This window comes from Pseudooceanicola batsensis HTCC2597 (assembly GCF_000152725.1).
Lineage (GTDB): Bacteria > Pseudomonadota > Alphaproteobacteria > Rhodobacterales > Rhodobacteraceae > Pseudooceanicola > Pseudooceanicola batsensis.
The window spans coordinates 52,267-70,585 of the sequence record NZ_CH724132.1; the positions used below are offsets into that span (position 1 = coordinate 52,267).

The following is an 18,319-nucleotide window of genomic DNA, read 5'->3' on the forward strand; positions in this document are numbered from 1 at the left end:
TGGCCCCCTTTTAATTTTGGTTCATCCGAACGCTGTTGCGCGCTTCTAGATACGAACGCCGCGAAGGCGCAGCGAATTGAGCACCACCGAGATTGACGACGCGCTCATGGCGAAGGCAGCAAACATCGGACTGATGAGGATGCCAAAGAAGGGAAACAGAACTCCCGCCGCGACCGGCACGCCGGAGGCGTTGTAGATCAGCGCGAAGAACAGGTTCTGGCGGATGTTGCGCATCGTGGCCCGGGCGAGCCGCCGCGCACGCACGATACCATCAAGGTTGCCCTTGACCAGCGTGACGCCCGCGCTTTCGATGGCCACATCGGCGCCGGTGCCCATGGCGATGCCGACATCGGCCTGCGCGAGCGCGGGGGCGTCGTTGACGCCATCCCCGGCCATGGCGACCTTGTGGCCCGCCTCTTGCAACTCAAGGATGATCCGCGCCTTGTCCTCCGGCAGCACGTCGGCCCGGATCTCATCGATTCCGAGCCGCGTGCCGATGGCCTTGGCCGTGCGTTCGTTGTCGCCGGTCGCCATGATGACGCGGAACCCCAGTTCATGCAGATCCTCGATGGCTTCTGGCGTGGTCTCCTTCACTGGGTCGGCGACAGCAACTAGACCGGCGATCTCGCCATCCAGCACAACGAACATGACCGTCTCGCCTTCGTCGCGGCGGGCATTGGCCTTGGCGGTCAACGCGCCCGCCTCGAGCCCCAATTCGCGGATCATCGCCAAATTGCCGAGCGCGACCGCTTTGCCGTCAACGACCCCCTTGACGCCCTTGCCAGTGACCGCCTCGAAGTCCCGTGCCTCGTCCATTTTGACATCTCGCTCCTCCGCACCCCTGACGATCGCTTCGGCCAAGGGGTGCTCCGATCCGCGCTCAAGCGATGCGGCGAGACGCAAGACCTCGGCTTCGTCGTGGCCGGGTTGCGGGAGTACGTCGACAAGCCGCGGCTTGCCTTCGGTCAACGTGCCGGTCTTGTCGACGATCAGGGTATCGACTTTCTCGAACCGCTCCAGCGCCTCGGCGTTCTTGATCAGCACCCCTGCCTGAGCGCCCCGTCCTGTCGCTGTCATGATCGACATCGGTGTCGCCAGGCCAAGCGCACAAGGACAGGCGATGATCAGAACCGCCACCGCCGAAATCAATGCGTAGGAAAGCGCAGGCGCGGGCCCCCAGATCGCCCAGGCGATGAAGGACAGGACCGCGATACCGATGACGGCCGGAACGAAATATCCCGCCACCTTGTCGGCGTATTTCTGGATCGGGGCGCGCGAGCGCTGCGCGTTCGACACCATCTCGACAATTTGAGCCAGCATCGTGTCGGACCCGACACGCGTCGCCTCCATCACCAGACTGCCGGTGCCATTGATCGTCGCGCCGGTCAGCGGGTCGCCCTCGGTCTTCTCGACCGGCACGGGTTCACCGGAGATCATGCTTTCGTCGACCGAGGACCGGCCGTCCAGAACCACGCCATCGACCGGCACCTTGTCACCGGGCCGCACGCGCAGCCGGTCCCCGACTTGCACGTCCTCCAGCGGGATTTCCTCCTCGGATCCGTCGTCCCGGATGACCCGCGCGGTCTTTGCCGCCATGTCGAGAAGCGCGCGGATCGCCTTGCCGGTCCCCTCGCGGGCGCGTAGTTCCATCACCTGGCCGAGCAGCACCAGCGTCACGATCACCGCCGCCGCCTCGAAATAGACGCCGACATGGCCTTCGGAGTCTCGGAACCCATCAGGGAATATGTCCGGTGCGAGAACGGCAACGACGCTGAAGAGCCAGGCGGCAAGAACGCCCATGCCGATCAGGGAGAACATGTTGAGGTTCAATGTGCGGAACGAAATCCATCCGCGTTCCAGAAACGGCCAGCCGCACCACAAGACCACTGGCGTTGCCAGGATCAATTCGATCCATTGTGTGGTGCTTTCGCCAAAAAAAGTCCGGACTGCGGGGAAACCGACGAATGGCCCCATCGTGAGGACAAGGAGCGGGATCGTCAGGACTGTGCCGACCCAGAACCGCCGTGTGAAATCCACCAGTTCGGGATTTGGACCTTCATCGCCCGGCACACCGGATTCCAGTTCCAATCCCATACCACAGATCGGACACGCGCCCGGATCAGGCTGCCGCACCTGAGGGTGCATCGGGCAGGTGAAAATGGGACCATCATGTCCTGTAGGAACCAGATCATATCGGCCATCGGCCGGCGTGGCACCCGCGTGGTGTTCGTGATGATCATGTGCTGAATGGACCTCGAGCTCCGATTCCGGCACGAGGTGCATCCCGCATTTCGGACAATTGCCGGGCTCGTCCTGCCGCACCTCAGGGTGCATGGGGCAAACGAATACCGAAGAAGCTGCTGTGGTTTCAGAACTGTCGGGAGTGCTCATTTTGCGGTCCTTTCCGAGAATGCTTCTCTTGCCTAGGGCTTCCATCCGCGGGAGGGTCAAGAGAGATCAGTACGGCGATTACATTGCGGCTCTGCGGGGTGGCGCTGTCCGGCCCCGTTCCCGCCGGGCGAACACGATCAACGCCAGCCCGACCAGCGCCATTGGCATGGAGAGCAACTGGCCCATGGTCAAACCCCACTCACCAAAATGAAGCGCATGGCCGATCGGGTTGTCCGCCGTCACAAATTGTTGGTCCGGTTGCCGGAACATCTCGACGAAACTTCGGGCAAGACCATAGCCGGTCAGAAACACGCCAGCCAAGGCACCGGGCATTTTCAGCCAGCCCCGGCCCCAAGCGAGATAAATGAGCAGTATTCCAAGAATGAGCCCCTCCAATACCGCCTCGTACAGCTGGGACGGGTGTCGGGCGCAGAGGCCGCTAACCCCTGGGCAGGCCTGCGCGACTTCGCCGGGAAAGATCACCGCCCAGGGAACGTCCGTTGGACGCCCCCACAACTCATTGTTGGTGAAGTTCGCCAGCCTTCCAAGAAACAAGCCTGGTGGTGTTGCCAAAGCCAGCAAGTCGCCAGTGCTGAGCAATGACGCGTTCTGTCTAAGGCAGAACAGCAAGGCCGCGATGACAACTCCCGCGAACCCCCCGTGGAAAGACATGCCGCCTTGCCAGACCATCAGAATTTCCAAGGGATTGGCGAGATAATATGCGGGCTGGTAGAACAGTACAAAGCCCAGGCGACCACCAGCAATCACGCCGATGATGATCCACGTCAGAAGATCTTCGATCTGCGTTCGGTCAAGCGGCGGTCCAGCTGACGTCCAGAGCGCGGGACGGCTTATGGCACTCGAACAAATGCGCCAGCCAATCAGGATACCGAAGATATAGGCTAGCGCGTACCAGCGGAGTGCGAATGTGACCCCCCCGATGTCGAAGGAGAAGAGGTCGGTTCCAATATCCGGAAATGGCAATCCCGCTGGCAGCACTGGGTGAGTTCCTCATCAGGAATTTACGTGGGGATTAGATGGCATTGATCGAGCACCGCTAAAGGCGCTCGATCTGCGACAGGGCATCCAACGCCCATCCCGCCATCACGCGGTGTCGAGGGCGTCCCGAAGGAGATCGCGGACTTCGCCGGCGACCGCGTCCAGGTCTTGGTTCTGCACCGCCTGCATCGAAGCGACAGGATCGACCGCGCTGACCTCGGTGTCGCCGTCCAGTTGCCGCAGGATAACATTGCAGGGAAGCATCGCACCGATGCGAGGCTCGATCTCGATGGCTTTGTGCGCCATGCCCGGATTACAGGCCCCCAAGATGCGGTAAGGCGGCATGTCCGCATCAAGTTTCTTTTTCATCGTCGCTTTGACGTCAATCTCAGTCAGAACGCCGAAGCCCTTGTCTGCCAAAGCATCCCGAACACGCATCTCTGCGTCATCGATTTTGGTGTCTTTCAGGACGCGATCATAGGTATAGGCCATGGGAATTTTCCTTTCCGTGTCTCTATTTGTTGGCATACCGAGGCTAAACGGTTCAGGTCGCGGTTCGGTTCAATGTCCCGACCGCGAATGGTTTTGGGGTTGTGAGGACGGGTGCCGGAAAAAAACCGGCACCCATTGGCTCAGTTGTCCTGCATCATGGAGCCGTTGCCCATGCCCTGACCGTTGCCAGGCCGCGCAGGCGCATCTGCCATATTCGACCGCATCATCTGCATCCGCTCCATCCTATCGGCAGGAGCGGCCATCTCTTCCGGCGTCACCGCGCCGTCGCCATCGGCATCGAGGTGTTGGAAGCGATCCACCATCATTTCGCGGATCATCGCGCTGTGGAGAGCTTCAAACTCGGTAATCGAGAGGCTTCCATCCCCGTCGCTGTCAAACTCGGAAAGCTTGGCCTGCAGCTGCGTGCGCATTTCTTCCGGCGTCGTTGTGCCGTCTCCATCAGTGTCGAACATTTGCATCATGCCGCCAGCCATGCCTGGGCTCATCATACCACTGCCCATGCCTGCGCCCATCATGCCTGCGCCCATCATGTTTCCGTGCATGCGCTTCATCATGTCCATCATTCCGCCCATGTTCCCCATCATACCGGGACCACCGTTCTGCATCATGCCTGGTCCGCTCTGGGCGCCAAATTGTCCCCCACGCCCGTGGTTGGCGTCCGCGAATGCGGCACCGCCAAGGGCGGTTGCAGCCAGGGTCATTGCAGCGAGTAAAGTGTTGCGTTTCATTTCGATCACCTCGTGTCAGTGTTGCGATACCCAGCATATGGGGGGCACCTGCAGATGCGGAATGCCACGCGAGCCGGTGTTTTGTATCGCGAGGTCACAAAGGCGGGGTCTGTTACAAATTGCGACAAATCAATTCGGGGCGAACGCTCCTCTTCATCTGAAACATGCGATATCCAGAAAAAAAGGTGTCGAGGATCCGTATACCAACCGAAACCGAACCCATGTTTCGGTAGAGGTGAAATCCGGAAGAGTTGATGTCGAGATTGCTAGAGGCCCTGAATATCCCGAAAATTCAATCATTCAACCCATGGCAGGAGGCTGCAGGGTGCTCTTTTTGAACCGCATTTTCTCAGTTCTAACCTTGGTAATTTTGGCGGGGTGCGGTGCAGGAAACGACATGCGCCCGGATGCTTCAGCCGAAGTCATCAGTAGCGCATCCTACCGTCACGATGGACCGGCCGCGCTGACGTTGTACACCATGATCAACAACAGGTCCGGGGCGGGTGCGCATAGCAGCGTCATGATTAATGGGTCGCAGCGTGTTATCTTCGATCCGGCAGGAACGGTCCGGCTGAGCGCTGTACCGGAACGGGGAGATGTGCTTTATGGCATTACTCCACAAGTGGCCGATTTTTATGCGCGGGCTCATGCTCGCGAGACCTACCATGTCGTCATACAAGAGATCGATGTGTCTCCCGAAGTCGCGGAGCAGGCTTTGCGCCTTGCAATTGCCAGCGGCCCAGCCGCTTCCGGTTTTTGTAGTGCCAGTACCTCCGCGGTACTCAGACAATTACCAGGATTTGAATCCATCGGACGCACATTTTTTCCAAAGCGCCTGATGGCGGATTTTGGCAAGTTGCCGGGCGTGCGAACCACAAAGCTGTTCGAGAACGATGAGGACGACAAATCCGTAGCGATCGCACAGTTCGAAAGTTCACTTGCGACACAGCCGTGAGTGTTCGTCCAACAATTCATTGGAAGATGTCCCTGCACGACGCAGTCCTCGGCGTGTGAGCCAAAGATGCAATAGGTTAGCTTCGAGCGGTAACGCTGTCTTCGGCCGAGTAAAGGAACGCCGTCGATCCGACAGCGACATTCGGATAGAGATCATTGATGTGGGCCATCACCATGCGCACGCATCCCGAACTGGCCCGGCCGCCAATGCTGCGAGGGCTCGGCGTTCCGTGAATTCGAAGGTACGTATCCCGATCTCCGACGAATAGATACAAAGCCCTGCTGCCCAAGGCATTGTTGGGGCCGGGCTCCATACCGTCGGCAAACCGCTCGTAAGCCTCCGGATCGCGTTCGATCATTGACTGCGTTGGCGTCCAGTGCGGCCATTCGACCTTTCGGCGGATCGTATAGGTGCCGGGTTCATAGAGATCGCCCTTGGCAATCGCCACCCCGTATCGCATCGCGGTGCCACCTTCCTCGATATGGTACAGATAGCGCGCGATCGCATCGACGTGAATGTCACCCGGGCGCAAACCGTCATTCGCCAAAACGCGTTGCGGCAGCAGCCTGGGATGCAGCCCCCATGGGTTGGTTGTTGCCGGGTCATAGTTGGCGGGCGTGATCTGCGCATCCCAAGCTGCTTTTTCGGCTGTTGACGGCCAGGTCTTAGCGAATGCTGGCGAACTCAGAGACGCTGAAAACAGCGAGCCGGAAAGTGCAAGGAAGTGTCGTCTTGTAACCATGAAGCGAAGCCCTTTGTTTGTTTTCGATGAATGCGGGACGATTCAAGAAACGTCCGCGACCCCATGCCACCGAACCTTTTGATGTCTTGCGATCGCGACCAACCAGAGGCAAGCAAGGACACCGCTTAGGATCGCGTTCCAACTGGCCATGGACAACGTCAGAAATTCCCAGACAACCTCACTGCACAGAACAAGATTGGACGTATTTGAACTGGCAGAGGGCAGCAATTCCGATACCGACATTTGGGAAACATCGAGGCCGGATCCCGTGCAAGAAGTCGGTCCCTCCCACCAGCCGCGCTCGACACCGGTATGAAACACTCCCAACGCGGATGTGCTGAGTACCGACAGGGCACCGATTATCAGGATTGGCAAAATCGGCAGAGCAAAGAGCAACAGAGCGCCCATTCCAATGGCGATTGCGTGTGGGTAGCGTTGCCAGATGCACATTGCGCACGGCGCGTACCCAAGAGCCTGGAAAACGAAGGCCCCCAACAGCAAGGCGGCTGATCCTGCCGCCGCAGTCATGCCGAGAGATTTTGGTGTCAGGGTCAATGAACGCTCCCATTGGCAGTCGATGGACCTGTTTCTCGCTTGTCAGGTTACGTAGACGGCGAAAGGCCTGTTATCATTCAGAGATTTGTAACGGTATGTATCCGTCTCGACCCTCAGCCGACTCTGATCCACGTTGCCATACCGTCGGCTTGGTGGCTCAACATGTGGCAATGCAGCATCCACGATCCCGGATTGTCCAGGACGACGAGAATATCCCGCGTCTCGCCGGTATCCAGATAGGTCGAGTCCCGGTATGGACCGGCTTCACCCGCCGCATCGAGTTCCCAGAAATGGTGGCCATGCAGATGCATGACGTGTGGGAACCCGGTTTCGTTGCGGATCGAAATGCGCGCGGTCGTCCCCTGCGCGGCGGATAGGAAAGGCCTTCGAGGCAGGCCGGATACGTCATTGAGCGCCCATGTCCCTGTGCCGTTGTGGGACGCGCTTCCCGCACCTCCCTGGAGCACCAGCTCCGCGGTTTGGCCGGGGTCTTTCGGGGCGGGCATTCGGTTGGCGGGCAATGCGGTGATGGGCGCTTTCGCGGGCTCACGGGAACCGGAAACAGCGATTTCGCCAAGGCTCAACGTCTGTTCTCCAAAGCTGTCGTCGAATCTAATAGGCCCGGTCGCATCACCAATCACATCGCATCTTTGCCCCGGAGCGAGAAGGATCGGTTCGAGCGTCCGAGGATGCGCCAGAGGCATGCCATCCAGTGCAACGATCTTGCCTATCAAACCATCCAGGCCGACACGGTACACCCTGTCGATAGAGGGATTTATGAGACGCAGTCGCAGACGGTCGCCTCGTTTCACAGTCTTGCCGGTTCCATTGAAAACAAGTGCCGTGACCGTATTGCCGATACGGCCCTCGGTTGCGAAGTGGGCCGGGTTGAACGCTTCGTCGTACTGCCCGGACTGATCCAGCAAGACATCGAAGAACTGAACAACGATGTCATGGTCGACAGCCGGCGCATTTTGCTCCTCGACGATGAAGGCGCCGAAAAGACCGCGGCTGACCTGATCGTAAGACAGGTAATGCGAGTGATACCAATACGTGCCGGCATCCGGGACGCCGAATTGATAACGATACGAGTCGCCCGGAATGACCACATCCTGAGTGAGGACGTTGACACCATCCATCCGATTTGGAACCCGCAACCCATGCCAGTGAACGAGAGCGCCCTCCTCCAATCGGTTATCGAGGGTAATGCGGGCGGTTTGTCCTTGTCGCATTCTGACTTCTGGGCCCGGCAGACCACCGTTGAAGCCCAACATCGACACGTCGTACCCAGCAAGGTGCGCCTTGATCGATTGGGGCGCGAGGATCAACTCGTGTGTCGCTGCTGGCAAGCGGGTACCAGCCAGCGCAACGGTCATCCCGCCAAGGAAAGACCTCCGGCTCAAAGACAATTCCGTCACCTCATGAATGATAGACTGGCTTTCGCCAACTGCCGCACTTGTGCCATTTCCGGAAGAGGAACTTCAAGGCGACAGAACACTCCTCACGCCGTTGTCACTTTGGGATACAGGAAGACGCGGGCGCCGATTTCAACGCGTTCGTACAGATCCTTCACATGTTCATTCGTCAACCGCGCGCATCCATTCGACACGGCAGACCCAATTGTCTCCGGGGCGTTCGTTCCATGAATGCGAAGATAGGTATCGCGTCCCTCGGCATCGTAGAGATAGAGCGCGCGGGCCCCGAGCGGGTTGTTTGGCCCGCCTTTCAGTCCATCCTTGTACTTTGCGTATTTGCGTGGCTCGCGCCGGATCATGGCGTTCGTTGGCCGCCACCATGGCCATTTGGCCTTGCGCGCTACCGTGAACTCTCCGGGTTCGTACAAACCTTTGCGCCCTACCCCGACCCCGTAGCGGATCGCCATCCCGTCCTCGAGCATGAAATAAAGGAAAAAATCGTCGGGAACGACGTGGACATCGCCTTTAACCCAGTCACCACGACGGGTGTTTACCAATTGTGGTTCGAACCGTTCGGGCAATTTGACTTTGTGGGCCCAGGCAGTTGTGGGCAGAAAGCAACCCATCGCTCCGGCACAAATCAATTCTCGTCTCGTGAAATTCTGCATGGCGCGATCTCCTCGGACCCATGAAAATTCAGTGCGCGTCAGGGGCAAAGAAAAGAAGCCGTGAACCGGGGCAAACGACGCGCCTTTGTTGCCTTGAAACTACGAAAATTCGTGCTTTTGGAACTCTCCAGCGCTGGAATGTTGTTGTTTTACAGAGAACTGCAAGGAGGTGACTGGAAATGCACTACTCACGATTCTTTATGATGATCGGAACATCGACCGTGGTCATGTTCGTTCTGATGTACCTGAACACCTATCTTTGGGGCCATATCTTCTTTTCGGAGACACGCCTTTACATGGCCATCCTGATGGGGGCGACCATGGCCGTGATCATGTTGGCGTACATGTTGTCCATGTATCAGAACACCAAAGCCAACATCGCGATTTTCGTTGGCGCAATAGTCCTTTTCGCGGCGAGCCTCTGGCTGGTTCGCGGGCAATTCACGGTGCAGGACAGGTCCTACATGCGCGCCATGATCCCGCACCACTCGATCGCCATCATGACGTCGACTCGTGCCGAGATCACCGACCCGCGCGTCCGGGGGCTCGCAGACGACATTATCTATGCGCAGGACAAGGAAATCGCCGAAATGCGCTACCTTATTGCTGACATTGGAGCAAACGGCGAAGCATCGGCCACGCGAAGCGAAACGCCGGCGCAGGTTGTGGATGCGCAACAGGCGCTTCAAACGGAGGTCGTGTCGAAGGTCGATCCTGAGTTTCTGACGGAAGACGAAATCGCTGCGGTGTTCCCGAATGGCGGAAATTGCCGCTTTGCTTACACCTCGGACAGTCCGGCTGTACTGGTGACTGGTGAAACCGGCGAAGGGTCTGCCGCCGCAATGAAGATCAGCGGTGATCTGGTGCGCCTGAATGCGCAGGGCGAAAATGCATTTTCTGAAGGCCCGCTGTCGGCCGAGATCGCAGAGACGAACGGTGACCTGACCGATCTGATCGTCAGCGCGGGAACCGACTACGAAGCCGGGTTCCGTGGTCAACTTACGTGCAGCGGATAAGGAGGAAAGGACATGCCCCGCGACACAGACAGTAAATCCGCGCAGCTTTATCGCATGGTCATGCCGGGCCATGTCTGCCCCTACGGTCTGAAATCGAAAGACCTGCTGGAGCGGCAAGGCTTCGAGGTGGAAGACCATCCGCTTGACACCCGTGAAGACACCGATGCTTTCATGGAGAAGCACGGGGTCGAGACGACGCCGCAGACTTTCATCGGGGACGAACGGATCGGCGGTTACGACGATCTCAGGGTGTTTTTCGACATTGACCCACCCGAGGAAGAGCAAAGCGACACGACCTACCAGCCGGTCATCGCGATCTTTTCCGTTGCCGCGCTGTTGGCATTGGGCCTGTCTTGGCACCAGTACGGGTCGGTCCTTACCTTGCGGGGGTTCGAATGGTTCATTTCGCTGTCCATGACCATTCTCGCGATCCAGAAATTGCAGGATGTCGAAGGGTTTTCGACGATGTTCCTCAACTACGATCTGCTGGCGCGCAAATGGGTGCGATACGGCAAGGTTTACCCGTTCGGCGAAGCGTTGGCAGGTGTCCTGATGACTGCCGGCGCGCTGCTGTGGCTCTCGGCGCCTGTCGCCCTGTTTATCGGCACGGTCGGCGCTGTCAGCGTGTTCAAGGCTGTTTATATCGACAAGAGAGAGCTGAAATGCGCCTGCGTCGGCGGTGACAGTTCCGTCCCGCTGGGGTTCATTTCGCTGACGGAAAACCTGATGATGATCTTCATGGGTATCTGGATGCCGGTCCGCGCGATCTGGTTCTGAGGTACAGCCCCTTCTTGCCTGTCACTTGGCCAACCGCTCCGGCGACAGATCCTCGATGATGGGGCAGTCGGGCCGGTGATCCCCGGCACATTTTTCCACCAGTTCGGCGAGCGTCGCGCGCATGGATTGCAGTTTCGCGATCTTTTCCTCGATCTGGCGCAGATGGTCTTCCGCAACCGCCTTCACTTGCATGCTTTCGCGGTTTTCATCCTCGTAGAGCGACAGGAGCGTCCTGCAATCTTCGATGGTGAACCCCAAGGCCCGTGCGCGACCCAGAAACGCCAGCTTGTGAATGTGGCTCTCGGTGAACGCGCGGTAGCCGTTCTCGCTACGGTTCGGGCGGATCAGCCCGATGTCCTCGTAGTAGCGGATTGTTTTTGGGGGCACACCCGATTGTCGGGCAACGTCTCCGATGTTCATGTCGAACCTCCGTTATTCTGCTGGAGCAGGAGTGGCGGCTGCCAGCTCTGCCGGGATTGCGCGCTGCTCGTCCATCGCAGGCGCGATGCGCCGCAGCCGCAGGGCATTGGTCAGGACAAACACCGAGGACAACGCCATCGCACCCGCCGCAAGGATTGGTGACAGGAGCAACCCAAAGGCGGGATAAAGCACCCCGGCAGCGACCGGAATAAGTGCCACGTTGTAGGCAAAGGCCCAGAACAGGTTCTGCCGGATGTTGCGCATGGTCCGCCGCGATACTTCGAAGGCGTTCACCACGCCGCGCAAATCGCCCGACATCAGGACGACATCCGCAGATTCGATGGCCACATCGGTGCCGGTTCCAATGGCGATGCCCACATCGGCATGCGCCAGCGCCGGGGCGTCGTTGATCCCGTCGCCGACAAAGGCGATGCGCTTGTTCCCTTGGCGCAAACTGTCGAGCGCCGCAACCTTGCCGTCCGGCAGGACGCCGGCGATGACGTGGTCGATACCGGTTTCGCGGGCGATGGCTTCGGCGGTTTCGCGTTTGTCGCCGGTGATCATCGCAACCGCAAGACCCTTTTCGTGCAGCGCTGCGATGGCTGCGCGGCTTGCCGGTTTGACCGGATCGGCCACGCCGATCACGGCGGCGACACGCCCATCTATGGCAGCGTAAAGCGCCGTGCGACCCTTGCTTGCGATCTTCGTTTCCTCTGGAGCCAATGCCGAGACGTCAATGCCTTCGCGCGCCATGTAGCGGTCGGCCCCAACCAACACCTCCACGTCTTCGACCACGGCGCGCACGCCGTAACCTGTGACCGATTGAAAGCCTTCGGCCGCCACAAGAGGTGCGCCCTCGGCCCGCGCGGCCCGCACGATGGCGTCCGCGACAGGATGCTCGGAGAGCGACTCCACGGCAGCGATCTTCGAGAGCGTTGTTGGGCGATCGAACCCTTCCGCCAGCACAAGGTCAGTCAGTGCGGGTCGCCCCTCGGTCACCGTGCCTGTTTTGTCGAGGGCGACCACATCAACGGAATCAAGTTGCTGCAAGGCGTCACCTTTACGGAACAGGACACCCATTTCCGCAGCACGTCCCGTCCCGACCATGATCGAGGTCGGCGTCGCAAGCCCCATCGCGCAGGGGCACGCGATGATGAGCACCGACACACCGGCGACCAGCGCCATCGTCAGGGCCGGATCAGGCCCGAAAAACAGCCAGACCAGCACGGTCGCCGCCGCGATCGCCATCACGGCAGGCACGAACCACAAGGTGATCCGGTCGACCAATCCCTGGATCGGCAGTTTGGCGCCCTGGGCCTCTTCGACCATGCGAATAATCTGCGCCAGGGTCGTGTCGGCGCCGACCCGCGTGGCGAGGAACTGTAGGCTTCCGGCGCCGTTGACCGTCCCGCCGGTCACCGTATCTCCGGCACCTTTTTCAGCGGGGATCGGCTCGCCTGTCAGCATGCTTTCGTCGACGCGGCTGGTCCCCTCGATGACCTCGCCATCGACCGCGATGCGTTCACCAGGGCGCACGATGACGATGTCACCCTGAACCAGCGCATCGATCTCGATCTCGACGCTTTCTCCGTCCCGCATCACGCGTGCAGTCCGCGCCTGAAGCCCTAATAGCTTCTGGATGGCCGCGCCCGTTCTCCCCTTGGCGCGCGCTTCAAGAAACCGCCCCAGAAGGATCAGAACGACGATGACCGCTGCCGCCTCGAAATAGACGGTGCGCAGCGTGTCAGGCAGGACCGACGGTACGAATGTCGCAACCACGGAATAAAGGTAAGCCGCCCCGGTGCCGACCGCGACGAGGCTGTTCATGTCGGGGGCACCCCGGAACAAGGCCGGGAAACCCTTGGTGTAAAACGTCCGGCCCGGGCCGAAGAGAACGATTGTCGTCAGCACGAACTGAAGAAGCCAACTCGTCTGCTGGCCAATCGTGGTCTCGATCAGCATATGAACGGCCGGAATGACGTGGCCACCCATTTCGATCAGGAAGACCGGCAAGGCGAGGATGGCCGCAAAGGTGACCCGTTTGGCAAGCGCCTGAGCCTCTTCCTCCTTGCGCGCAACTCTGTCGTCACCGGCCTGGGCCGTTGCCACGGTTGCTGGATACCCTGCCGCGCCGCTTGATTCGATCAGATCGGATGTCGTGACAAGACCTTCGACGTAAATGACCGTCGCCGTCTCTGAGGCGAGGTTGACGTTCACCTCGACCACCCCGGGCACCGCGGCAAGCGCCTTATCGACCCGCCCGACGCAAGAGGCACAGGACATCGCTGCAATCGTGAGTTCGGCCCTGGCCTTCCGCGCGGGGTAGCCCAGCTCGCGAAGGGATTCGATGATGTCGGGAATGCGCTTGAGCGCGTCCACGCTCATGCGAGCAGTTTCCGAGGCAAGGTTCACCGACACATCCTCTACGCCGTCGATTGCATTCAATGCGCGATCGACCCTGCCAACGCAGGACGCGCATGACATGCCTTCGATCGGCAGGCTGATCTGTTTGGGTTCGGGCATATGTGTCACCTGTTTTTCCATTCGAAGTGGAATATGAGGCTTCCAGTTACTGGAGGGTCAATGGGAGGGCGCCAAATAAATTTCTTCACTTGACCTTCCAGCGGGGGGAAGCCCCATGTCACCGATAGAAATCAGATCAAGGAGTGGTTCCGATGAAGTTCAGCGTTCCGGACATGAGCTGTGGGCATTGCACCGCAGCAATCGAAAGCGCGGTGAAGAGCGCAGATCCGAATGCAGGCGTAGAATGTGACCTTTCTGCCCGACAGGTGCATGTCGACAGCGTGTTACCAGCCGATCAGGTCCAAGCGATCATTCGGGATGCGGGCTACAACGTGGAACCTGCGGCCGCTTGATGCAGTGCCTGGACCACCCAAGGGTGGTCCGGGCACAGAATTTCAGTCTTCGACTTTGCGGGCTTCCTCGACCAAGTCGGCAAGCTGCGCCTTTTCGACGAAGCCCGGGACCAGCGCATCCCCGATCACGAAAGACGGCGTGCCGTTAAAGCCCAGAGCTTGGGTCAGTTGCATGGAGGTCGCAATGTGCTCTTCGACCTCGGGGGCCTCCATGTCCTTGCGCAACTGCGCGATATCCAGGCCGATCTCCTCGGCCACGCGCAGCACGGAGGCCTCTTCCGCGCGGCCTTCCAGCCCCATCATTGCCCAGTGAAACTCTTCGTATTTGTCCTGCTTGCGCGCTGCCAAGGCCGCTTTCGCGGCAAACACCGATCCGTCTCCGAGAATGGGCCATTCACGATAGACGAGGCGAATGTTGGGATCGTCTTCGATCAAAGCCCGCACCTCGGGTTTGACCCGCCGACAATAGGGACAGTTGTAGTCGAAAAATTCCACAACAGTGACGTCCCCTTCCAGGTTGCCGAGAACCGGCGCATTCGGATCGTTCTCGATCAGATCGCGCTGGTCATTCAGAACTTGGGCCTGACTGAGCTCCTGCGCTTGCGCCTGCCTTTGTTCGAGGATCGCCACGGCCTCCATGACAATCTCCGGGTTCTCGCGGATTGCCTCGAGCACAAGTTCCTTGACCCGGGACTCTGACAGTTCGTCCGCGAGTGCCGGTATCGGAAGCAAGGCAGCTATCGCGACCGTCGTGAAGGCTTGTCTGAAACGCATTTTAGTTCTCTCCCCGTTGTTCGTCGGCTTCTGTCCGCGCGGCCTGGACTTCGCGGATGCGGTCTGGCCAGGTGGACCGGATGAAGGCCAGGATGTTGTGAATTTGCTGGTCGGTCAGCACGTCTGCGAAACCGGGCATGCCACTGTCGAATTCGACGCCCTGACGCGCCAGAAGCGCCGCACCCCCCAGTTTTGTGTAATCGAAGAGCAGGCTGTCAGGATGATGCCAGGTGTGACCCGTCTCATCATGTGGTGGTGCTGGCAGGCGCCCATCCGCGCCGGGCGTTCGCCATTCCGGCTGGCCTTCCAGACCCGCGCCATGACAAGACGCACAGTTTTCTGCGTAGAGCAACGCGCCTTCTTCGATGTCGTAGCTCTCCGCCCTGGACGCGCTGCCGACATCCGAGGATGCACTGGTCGAGAGCCAATACGTGAAGGCGGCTGCTGCGACAGTGATCGGAAGGGACCAAACGAGATATCTCATGTGACCCGTATCCAGGTTGTCATGCCAGATGCGGCGTGGCTGAGCATGTGGCAATGGAACAGCCACTTGCCGGGATTGTCTGCCGTAAAGGCGATCTCCCGGGACTCGTTGCCGGCCAACAGGATCGTGTCCCGCATCGGCCCGAACGCGCCGTCGGGGCGCAGCTCGCGGAAATGCATCCCGTGCAGGTGCATCGCATGTGGGAAAACGGTCTGGTTCTCGATCTTCAGGCGCACCGGCTCGTTCAGGGATAGATCGGCCAGTGGCGTGTAGGTCATTTCGGCGACATCATTCAGGGCCCAGAATTTGCCCGCTTGGGCAAGCTGACGGAATCCAAGACGTTCCCCGCCAAGCAATGCGGACTGCATTCGCCCCATTGCCCCGCCGGACATGACCAGTCGCAAATCACGCGCATCGGCAAGGTCCGGGGCGTGTGCCGCGGGGTTCGGCGGCAACGGCAGTGGCTTGCCTCTTGGTACTGAACTGGCTGTGCCGTTGACCAGAAAACTCACCAACGGGGTCAGTTGATCATCATCGCCGATGCGAAGCAATTGGGCGGTGCCGCCTTCGTCTTCGGTCACATCCACAATTAAGTCGACGCGCTGTGCCGGGCCGAGGATCAACTCGCCGTCAACCGACTGGGGTTGGCCGGTTGGCATTCCATCCACGGCCACCGTCCAGCCACTGAATCCAGAGAGCCTCAGCGGGAAAATTCGAGCGCTTGCTGCGTTGATGATCCGCAAGCGAATGCGCTCGTTGCGCTGCGCGGGCAAGGTCAGGTCATAGCGCCCGTTGGTCGTGATAAAGTTGCCGGTACGTCCACCGTGGCTCATCATCATGGGCTGTTCGAAATTGTCGAACAGCTGCCCGCTCTCAGGGTCGAGCAACCAGTCCTCCAGAACGATGACTTCCTCGCGGTCGATGTCCGGTCCATCGACCTCTTCGACGATCAAGGCACCGCGCAGACCACGCGCGACTTGCTCGTATGAGCGATTATGCGCGTGATACCAATAGGTGCCCGCGTCCGGTACGACGAAGTCGTAGTCAAAGGTTCCACCCGGCGCTACGGCCTCTTGGGTCAGCCCTGAAACGCCATCCATCGCGTTGTCGATCCGGATTCCGTGCCAGTGAACCGAACTGGGATCGGGTACCTCGTTGCGAAACCTGCGACGCACCCGATCGCCTTGTGTGACCCTGATTTCCGGGGCCGGAACGAGGCCGTCATAGCCCCAGATCTCTGTTTCCGGGTAGGTGTCCGGAAGAAGCTGTCGACGTGCAACCTTGGCAATCAGGTCCTCGAACGGGGTCGCGGCAAAAGCCGACTGCGGGATGGCCGCCGCGCAGGCCGCCAGTGTTGCATGGCGCAAGAAATCCCGACGTGTTTGTCTCATTTCGATCCTCGAGAAAGCGGGGGCGTGTTGCCCCCGCGTGGTGTTAGTTCGACGCGGGGTTCTCCGCCTCGACCGTGTCCTTGTTCAGCAGGAAAAGCGCCATCGCTTCGCGATCGGCAGGTGTCAGAAACCGAGTTCCCTCGCGAACCACTTCCGCCATGCTGCCGCCGAAAGCATCGCCCGAAGGGGTGATGCCGGTCTGGAGCGCATAAGCGAGGTTTGAAACCGTCCAGTCATTTTTGACCAGGTCTTTTGGCCGTATCGCGGGGGCCTTGCTGCCACCGGGAAGCTGGGCGTTGCCTGCAAAGGAAGCACCGATATCGCGGCCTCCCGCAAGATTGCGCGGCGTATGGCAGGCTCCGCAATGTGCCGCACCGCGCACCAATTCCCGTCCTCGATTCCATGCGTCGCTTCGCCCTTCAATCGGTTCGGTATCCGGATCGTAGAAGAACGCCGCTCGCCAGAGCTTCAGCCCCCATCGTTGGTCGAATGGGAAGCTGACATCATTTTCTGGTGCAGGCTCGTCCACGGGCGGCACGGTTTGAAACGCCGCCCAGAGGTCAGCGATATCCTGATCAGAAAAATCCGCATAGAAGGTGTACGGGAAAGACGGATAGTACGGCGTTCCATCGGGGCCGATGCCTTGCCGCACGGCTTTTGCGAACTGTTCTGCCGTCCATTCGCCCATGCCATGTTCCGGGTCTGTCGTCAGGTTGGGCGGGTAGAACGTTCCGAACGGGGTTTCGAGCGGCGCCCCTCCGGCAAGTGGTGCGCCGCCCGCTTCAAAATTGGTATGACAGGCAATGCACCCACTGGCGCGCGCCAGATATGCGCCCCGGTCGACATTGCCCTCTATTGCAATCGGAGTCACTGCACTGCCGACAGGCCATGCAATCACGACGCCGAGGCTGGCCGCGCCCAGCACGGCGGCCCCGCTGACGAGTGTCAAGAACCGGCGCATGGTCAGTCTTCTTCCGCCCGGAAGCGTTCATGGCATGCGGAACAGACCTGGGTCGTCATCGCGAATGCTGCGTCGGCGGGCATTTCGGCAATGGCGGCCGCATCCATCATGTCGCCTCGGCCCATCATCGTGCTCCCGCCCATCATGGTTGTATCGCCTCCCATCATTGACCCGCCGCCCATCATCGAGGCGCCATCCATGGAGGTATTGCCGCTCATGCCGCCCAATCCATTGTCGGCTGCGCGTTCCAGGCCCTCAGAGTATTCTTCCAGCTGACTTGCCAATGCCGCGAAGCGCTCCCAGTCGGTCCACACCTCGTCCTTGGCTTCCGAGGGCATGCCCCCTGTGCCCTCTGGGAACAGCTTTGTCATGCTCTCACCGGCGTGCTGCTGGAACAGGCGCGCGGCATCGCGCACTGTTTCTGCGTCATAGGCCGTTTCGCCCCGCATCATCGGGGCCACGGTCTTGACCGCCTTCCCCATTGCAAGCATGGCATCCATGCGCTCTTTCACGATGCCGGTGGCACCGCTATGCGCGAATGCCGTGACCGCAGTACCTGCAATCAACACTGCCGCTACGATAGTCGTCTTTTTCATGTCTTCGATCCTTCTTTGGGTCTGCTTTTCGAGCGATGTGAAATCAGACCCACCGTCG

The 18,319-nt window shown here is 59.8% G+C and carries 19 protein-coding genes; 4 read left to right on the plus strand and 15 right to left on the minus strand.

Features of this window, described 5'->3' with window-relative positions:
- Positions 1-45 precede the first annotated feature (45 nt).
- From OB2597_RS20415 to OB2597_RS20430, 4 genes are all read right to left on the minus strand, one after another.
- Positions 46-2,391: a copper-transporting P-type ATPase gene (locus tag OB2597_RS20415; protein ID WP_012187177.1), complete on the minus strand. Its 2,346-nt coding sequence runs from the start codon at positions 2,389-2,391 to the stop codon at positions 46-48.
- Between the two features lie 78 nt (positions 2,392-2,469).
- Positions 2,470-3,390 (minus strand): prolipoprotein diacylglyceryl transferase, encoded by a 921-nt coding sequence (gene lgt / locus OB2597_RS20420; RefSeq protein ID WP_007803438.1) that lies wholly within the window; start codon positions 3,388-3,390, stop codon positions 2,470-2,472.
- 105 nt (positions 3,391-3,495) lie between these two features.
- Complete coding sequence (locus tag OB2597_RS20425) at positions 3,496-3,882, minus strand: DUF302 domain-containing protein (protein ID WP_007803435.1); 387 nt, start codon at positions 3,880-3,882, stop codon at positions 3,496-3,498.
- A gap of 140 nt (positions 3,883-4,022) precedes the next feature.
- A complete protein-coding gene (locus tag OB2597_RS20430) occupies positions 4,023-4,631 on the minus strand; it encodes an EF-hand domain-containing protein (RefSeq protein WP_012187178.1) in 609 nt (202 codons plus the stop codon).
- Between the two features lie 397 nt (positions 4,632-5,028).
- On the opposite strand from OB2597_RS20430, the gene OB2597_RS20435 reads away from it, so the two are divergent.
- The gene (locus OB2597_RS20435; RefSeq protein WP_012187179.1) at positions 5,029-5,586 is read left to right on the plus strand and encodes a hypothetical protein; all 558 of its coding nucleotides are present in this window, start codon (positions 5,029-5,031) and stop codon (positions 5,584-5,586) included.
- A gap of 76 nt (positions 5,587-5,662) precedes the next feature.
- On the opposite strand, the gene OB2597_RS20440 is transcribed toward OB2597_RS20435, so the two are convergent.
- The 4 genes from OB2597_RS20440 to OB2597_RS22680 all read right to left on the minus strand — a co-directional run bounded on the left by OB2597_RS20440 (position 5,663) and on the right by OB2597_RS22680 (position 8,966).
- Positions 5,663-6,328, minus strand: a complete 666-nt coding sequence (locus OB2597_RS20440; RefSeq protein WP_012187180.1) for a L,D-transpeptidase — start codon at positions 6,326-6,328, stop codon at positions 5,663-5,665.
- 42 nt (positions 6,329-6,370) lie between these two features.
- Complete coding sequence (locus OB2597_RS20445; RefSeq protein ID WP_012187181.1) at positions 6,371-6,883, minus strand: disulfide bond formation protein B; 513 nt, start codon at positions 6,881-6,883, stop codon at positions 6,371-6,373.
- A 113-nt stretch (positions 6,884-6,996) separates the two neighbouring features.
- Positions 6,997-8,259 (minus strand): multicopper oxidase family protein, encoded by a 1,263-nt coding sequence (locus OB2597_RS20450; RefSeq protein ID WP_007803424.1) that lies wholly within the window; start codon positions 8,257-8,259, stop codon positions 6,997-6,999.
- 125 nt (positions 8,260-8,384) lie between these two features.
- Positions 8,385-8,966 carry a L,D-transpeptidase gene (locus OB2597_RS22680; protein WP_012187183.1) on the minus strand — a complete coding sequence of 194 codons (582 nt, stop codon included), beginning with the start codon at positions 8,964-8,966 and terminating at the stop codon, positions 8,385-8,387.
- A gap of 179 nt (positions 8,967-9,145) precedes the next feature.
- Here OB2597_RS22680 and OB2597_RS20460 point away from each other — a divergent pair, with 179 nt between their 5' ends.
- Positions 9,146-9,982: a DUF305 domain-containing protein gene (locus OB2597_RS20460; protein WP_012187184.1), complete on the plus strand. Its 837-nt coding sequence runs from the start codon at positions 9,146-9,148 to the stop codon at positions 9,980-9,982.
- Between the two features lie 12 nt (positions 9,983-9,994).
- On the plus strand, positions 9,995-10,759 hold the full coding sequence (locus OB2597_RS20465; protein ID WP_012187037.1) for a MauE/DoxX family redox-associated membrane protein: 765 nt from the start codon (positions 9,995-9,997) through the stop codon (positions 10,757-10,759).
- A gap of 21 nt (positions 10,760-10,780) precedes the next feature.
- On the opposite strand, the gene cueR is transcribed toward OB2597_RS20465, so the two are convergent.
- Complete coding sequence (cueR, locus tag OB2597_RS20470) at positions 10,781-11,179, minus strand: Cu(I)-responsive transcriptional regulator (protein WP_007803416.1); 399 nt, start codon at positions 11,177-11,179, stop codon at positions 10,781-10,783.
- 12 nt (positions 11,180-11,191) lie between these two features.
- The gene (locus OB2597_RS20475) at positions 11,192-13,702 is read right to left on the minus strand and encodes a heavy metal translocating P-type ATPase (RefSeq protein ID WP_007803414.1); all 2,511 of its coding nucleotides are present in this window, start codon (positions 13,700-13,702) and stop codon (positions 11,192-11,194) included.
- 152 nt (positions 13,703-13,854) lie between these two features.
- On the opposite strand from OB2597_RS20475, the gene OB2597_RS21595 reads away from it, so the two are divergent.
- Positions 13,855-14,055, plus strand: coding sequence for a heavy-metal-associated domain-containing protein (locus tag OB2597_RS21595; protein WP_007803412.1), 201 nt, complete (start codon positions 13,855-13,857; stop codon positions 14,053-14,055).
- A 42-nt stretch (positions 14,056-14,097) separates the two neighbouring features.
- On the opposite strand, the gene OB2597_RS20480 is transcribed toward OB2597_RS21595, so the two are convergent.
- Genes OB2597_RS20480 through OB2597_RS20500 form a run of 5 tightly spaced genes read right to left on the minus strand, consistent with a single transcriptional unit; the run spans position 14,098 to position 18,261 of the window.
- Complete coding sequence (locus OB2597_RS20480) at positions 14,098-14,829, minus strand: DsbA family protein (protein ID WP_009807488.1); 732 nt, start codon at positions 14,827-14,829, stop codon at positions 14,098-14,100.
- A 1-nt stretch (position 14,830) separates the two neighbouring features.
- Positions 14,831-15,313 carry a c-type cytochrome gene (locus OB2597_RS20485; protein ID WP_007803408.1) on the minus strand — a complete coding sequence of 161 codons (483 nt, stop codon included), beginning with the start codon at positions 15,311-15,313 and terminating at the stop codon, positions 14,831-14,833.
- On the minus strand, positions 15,310-16,704 hold the full coding sequence (locus OB2597_RS20490) for a multicopper oxidase family protein (RefSeq protein WP_007803406.1): 1,395 nt from the start codon (positions 16,702-16,704) through the stop codon (positions 15,310-15,312). The genes OB2597_RS20485 and OB2597_RS20490 overlap by 4 nt, the downstream gene beginning before the upstream one ends.
- A 43-nt stretch (positions 16,705-16,747) precedes the next feature.
- Positions 16,748-17,665: a c-type cytochrome gene (locus tag OB2597_RS20495; RefSeq protein ID WP_007803405.1), complete on the minus strand. Its 918-nt coding sequence runs from the start codon at positions 17,663-17,665 to the stop codon at positions 16,748-16,750.
- A gap of 2 nt (positions 17,666-17,667) precedes the next feature.
- On the minus strand, positions 17,668-18,261 hold the full coding sequence (locus tag OB2597_RS20500) for a c-type cytochrome (RefSeq protein ID WP_007803403.1): 594 nt from the start codon (positions 18,259-18,261) through the stop codon (positions 17,668-17,670).
- Positions 18,262-18,319: the final 58 nt, after the last annotated feature.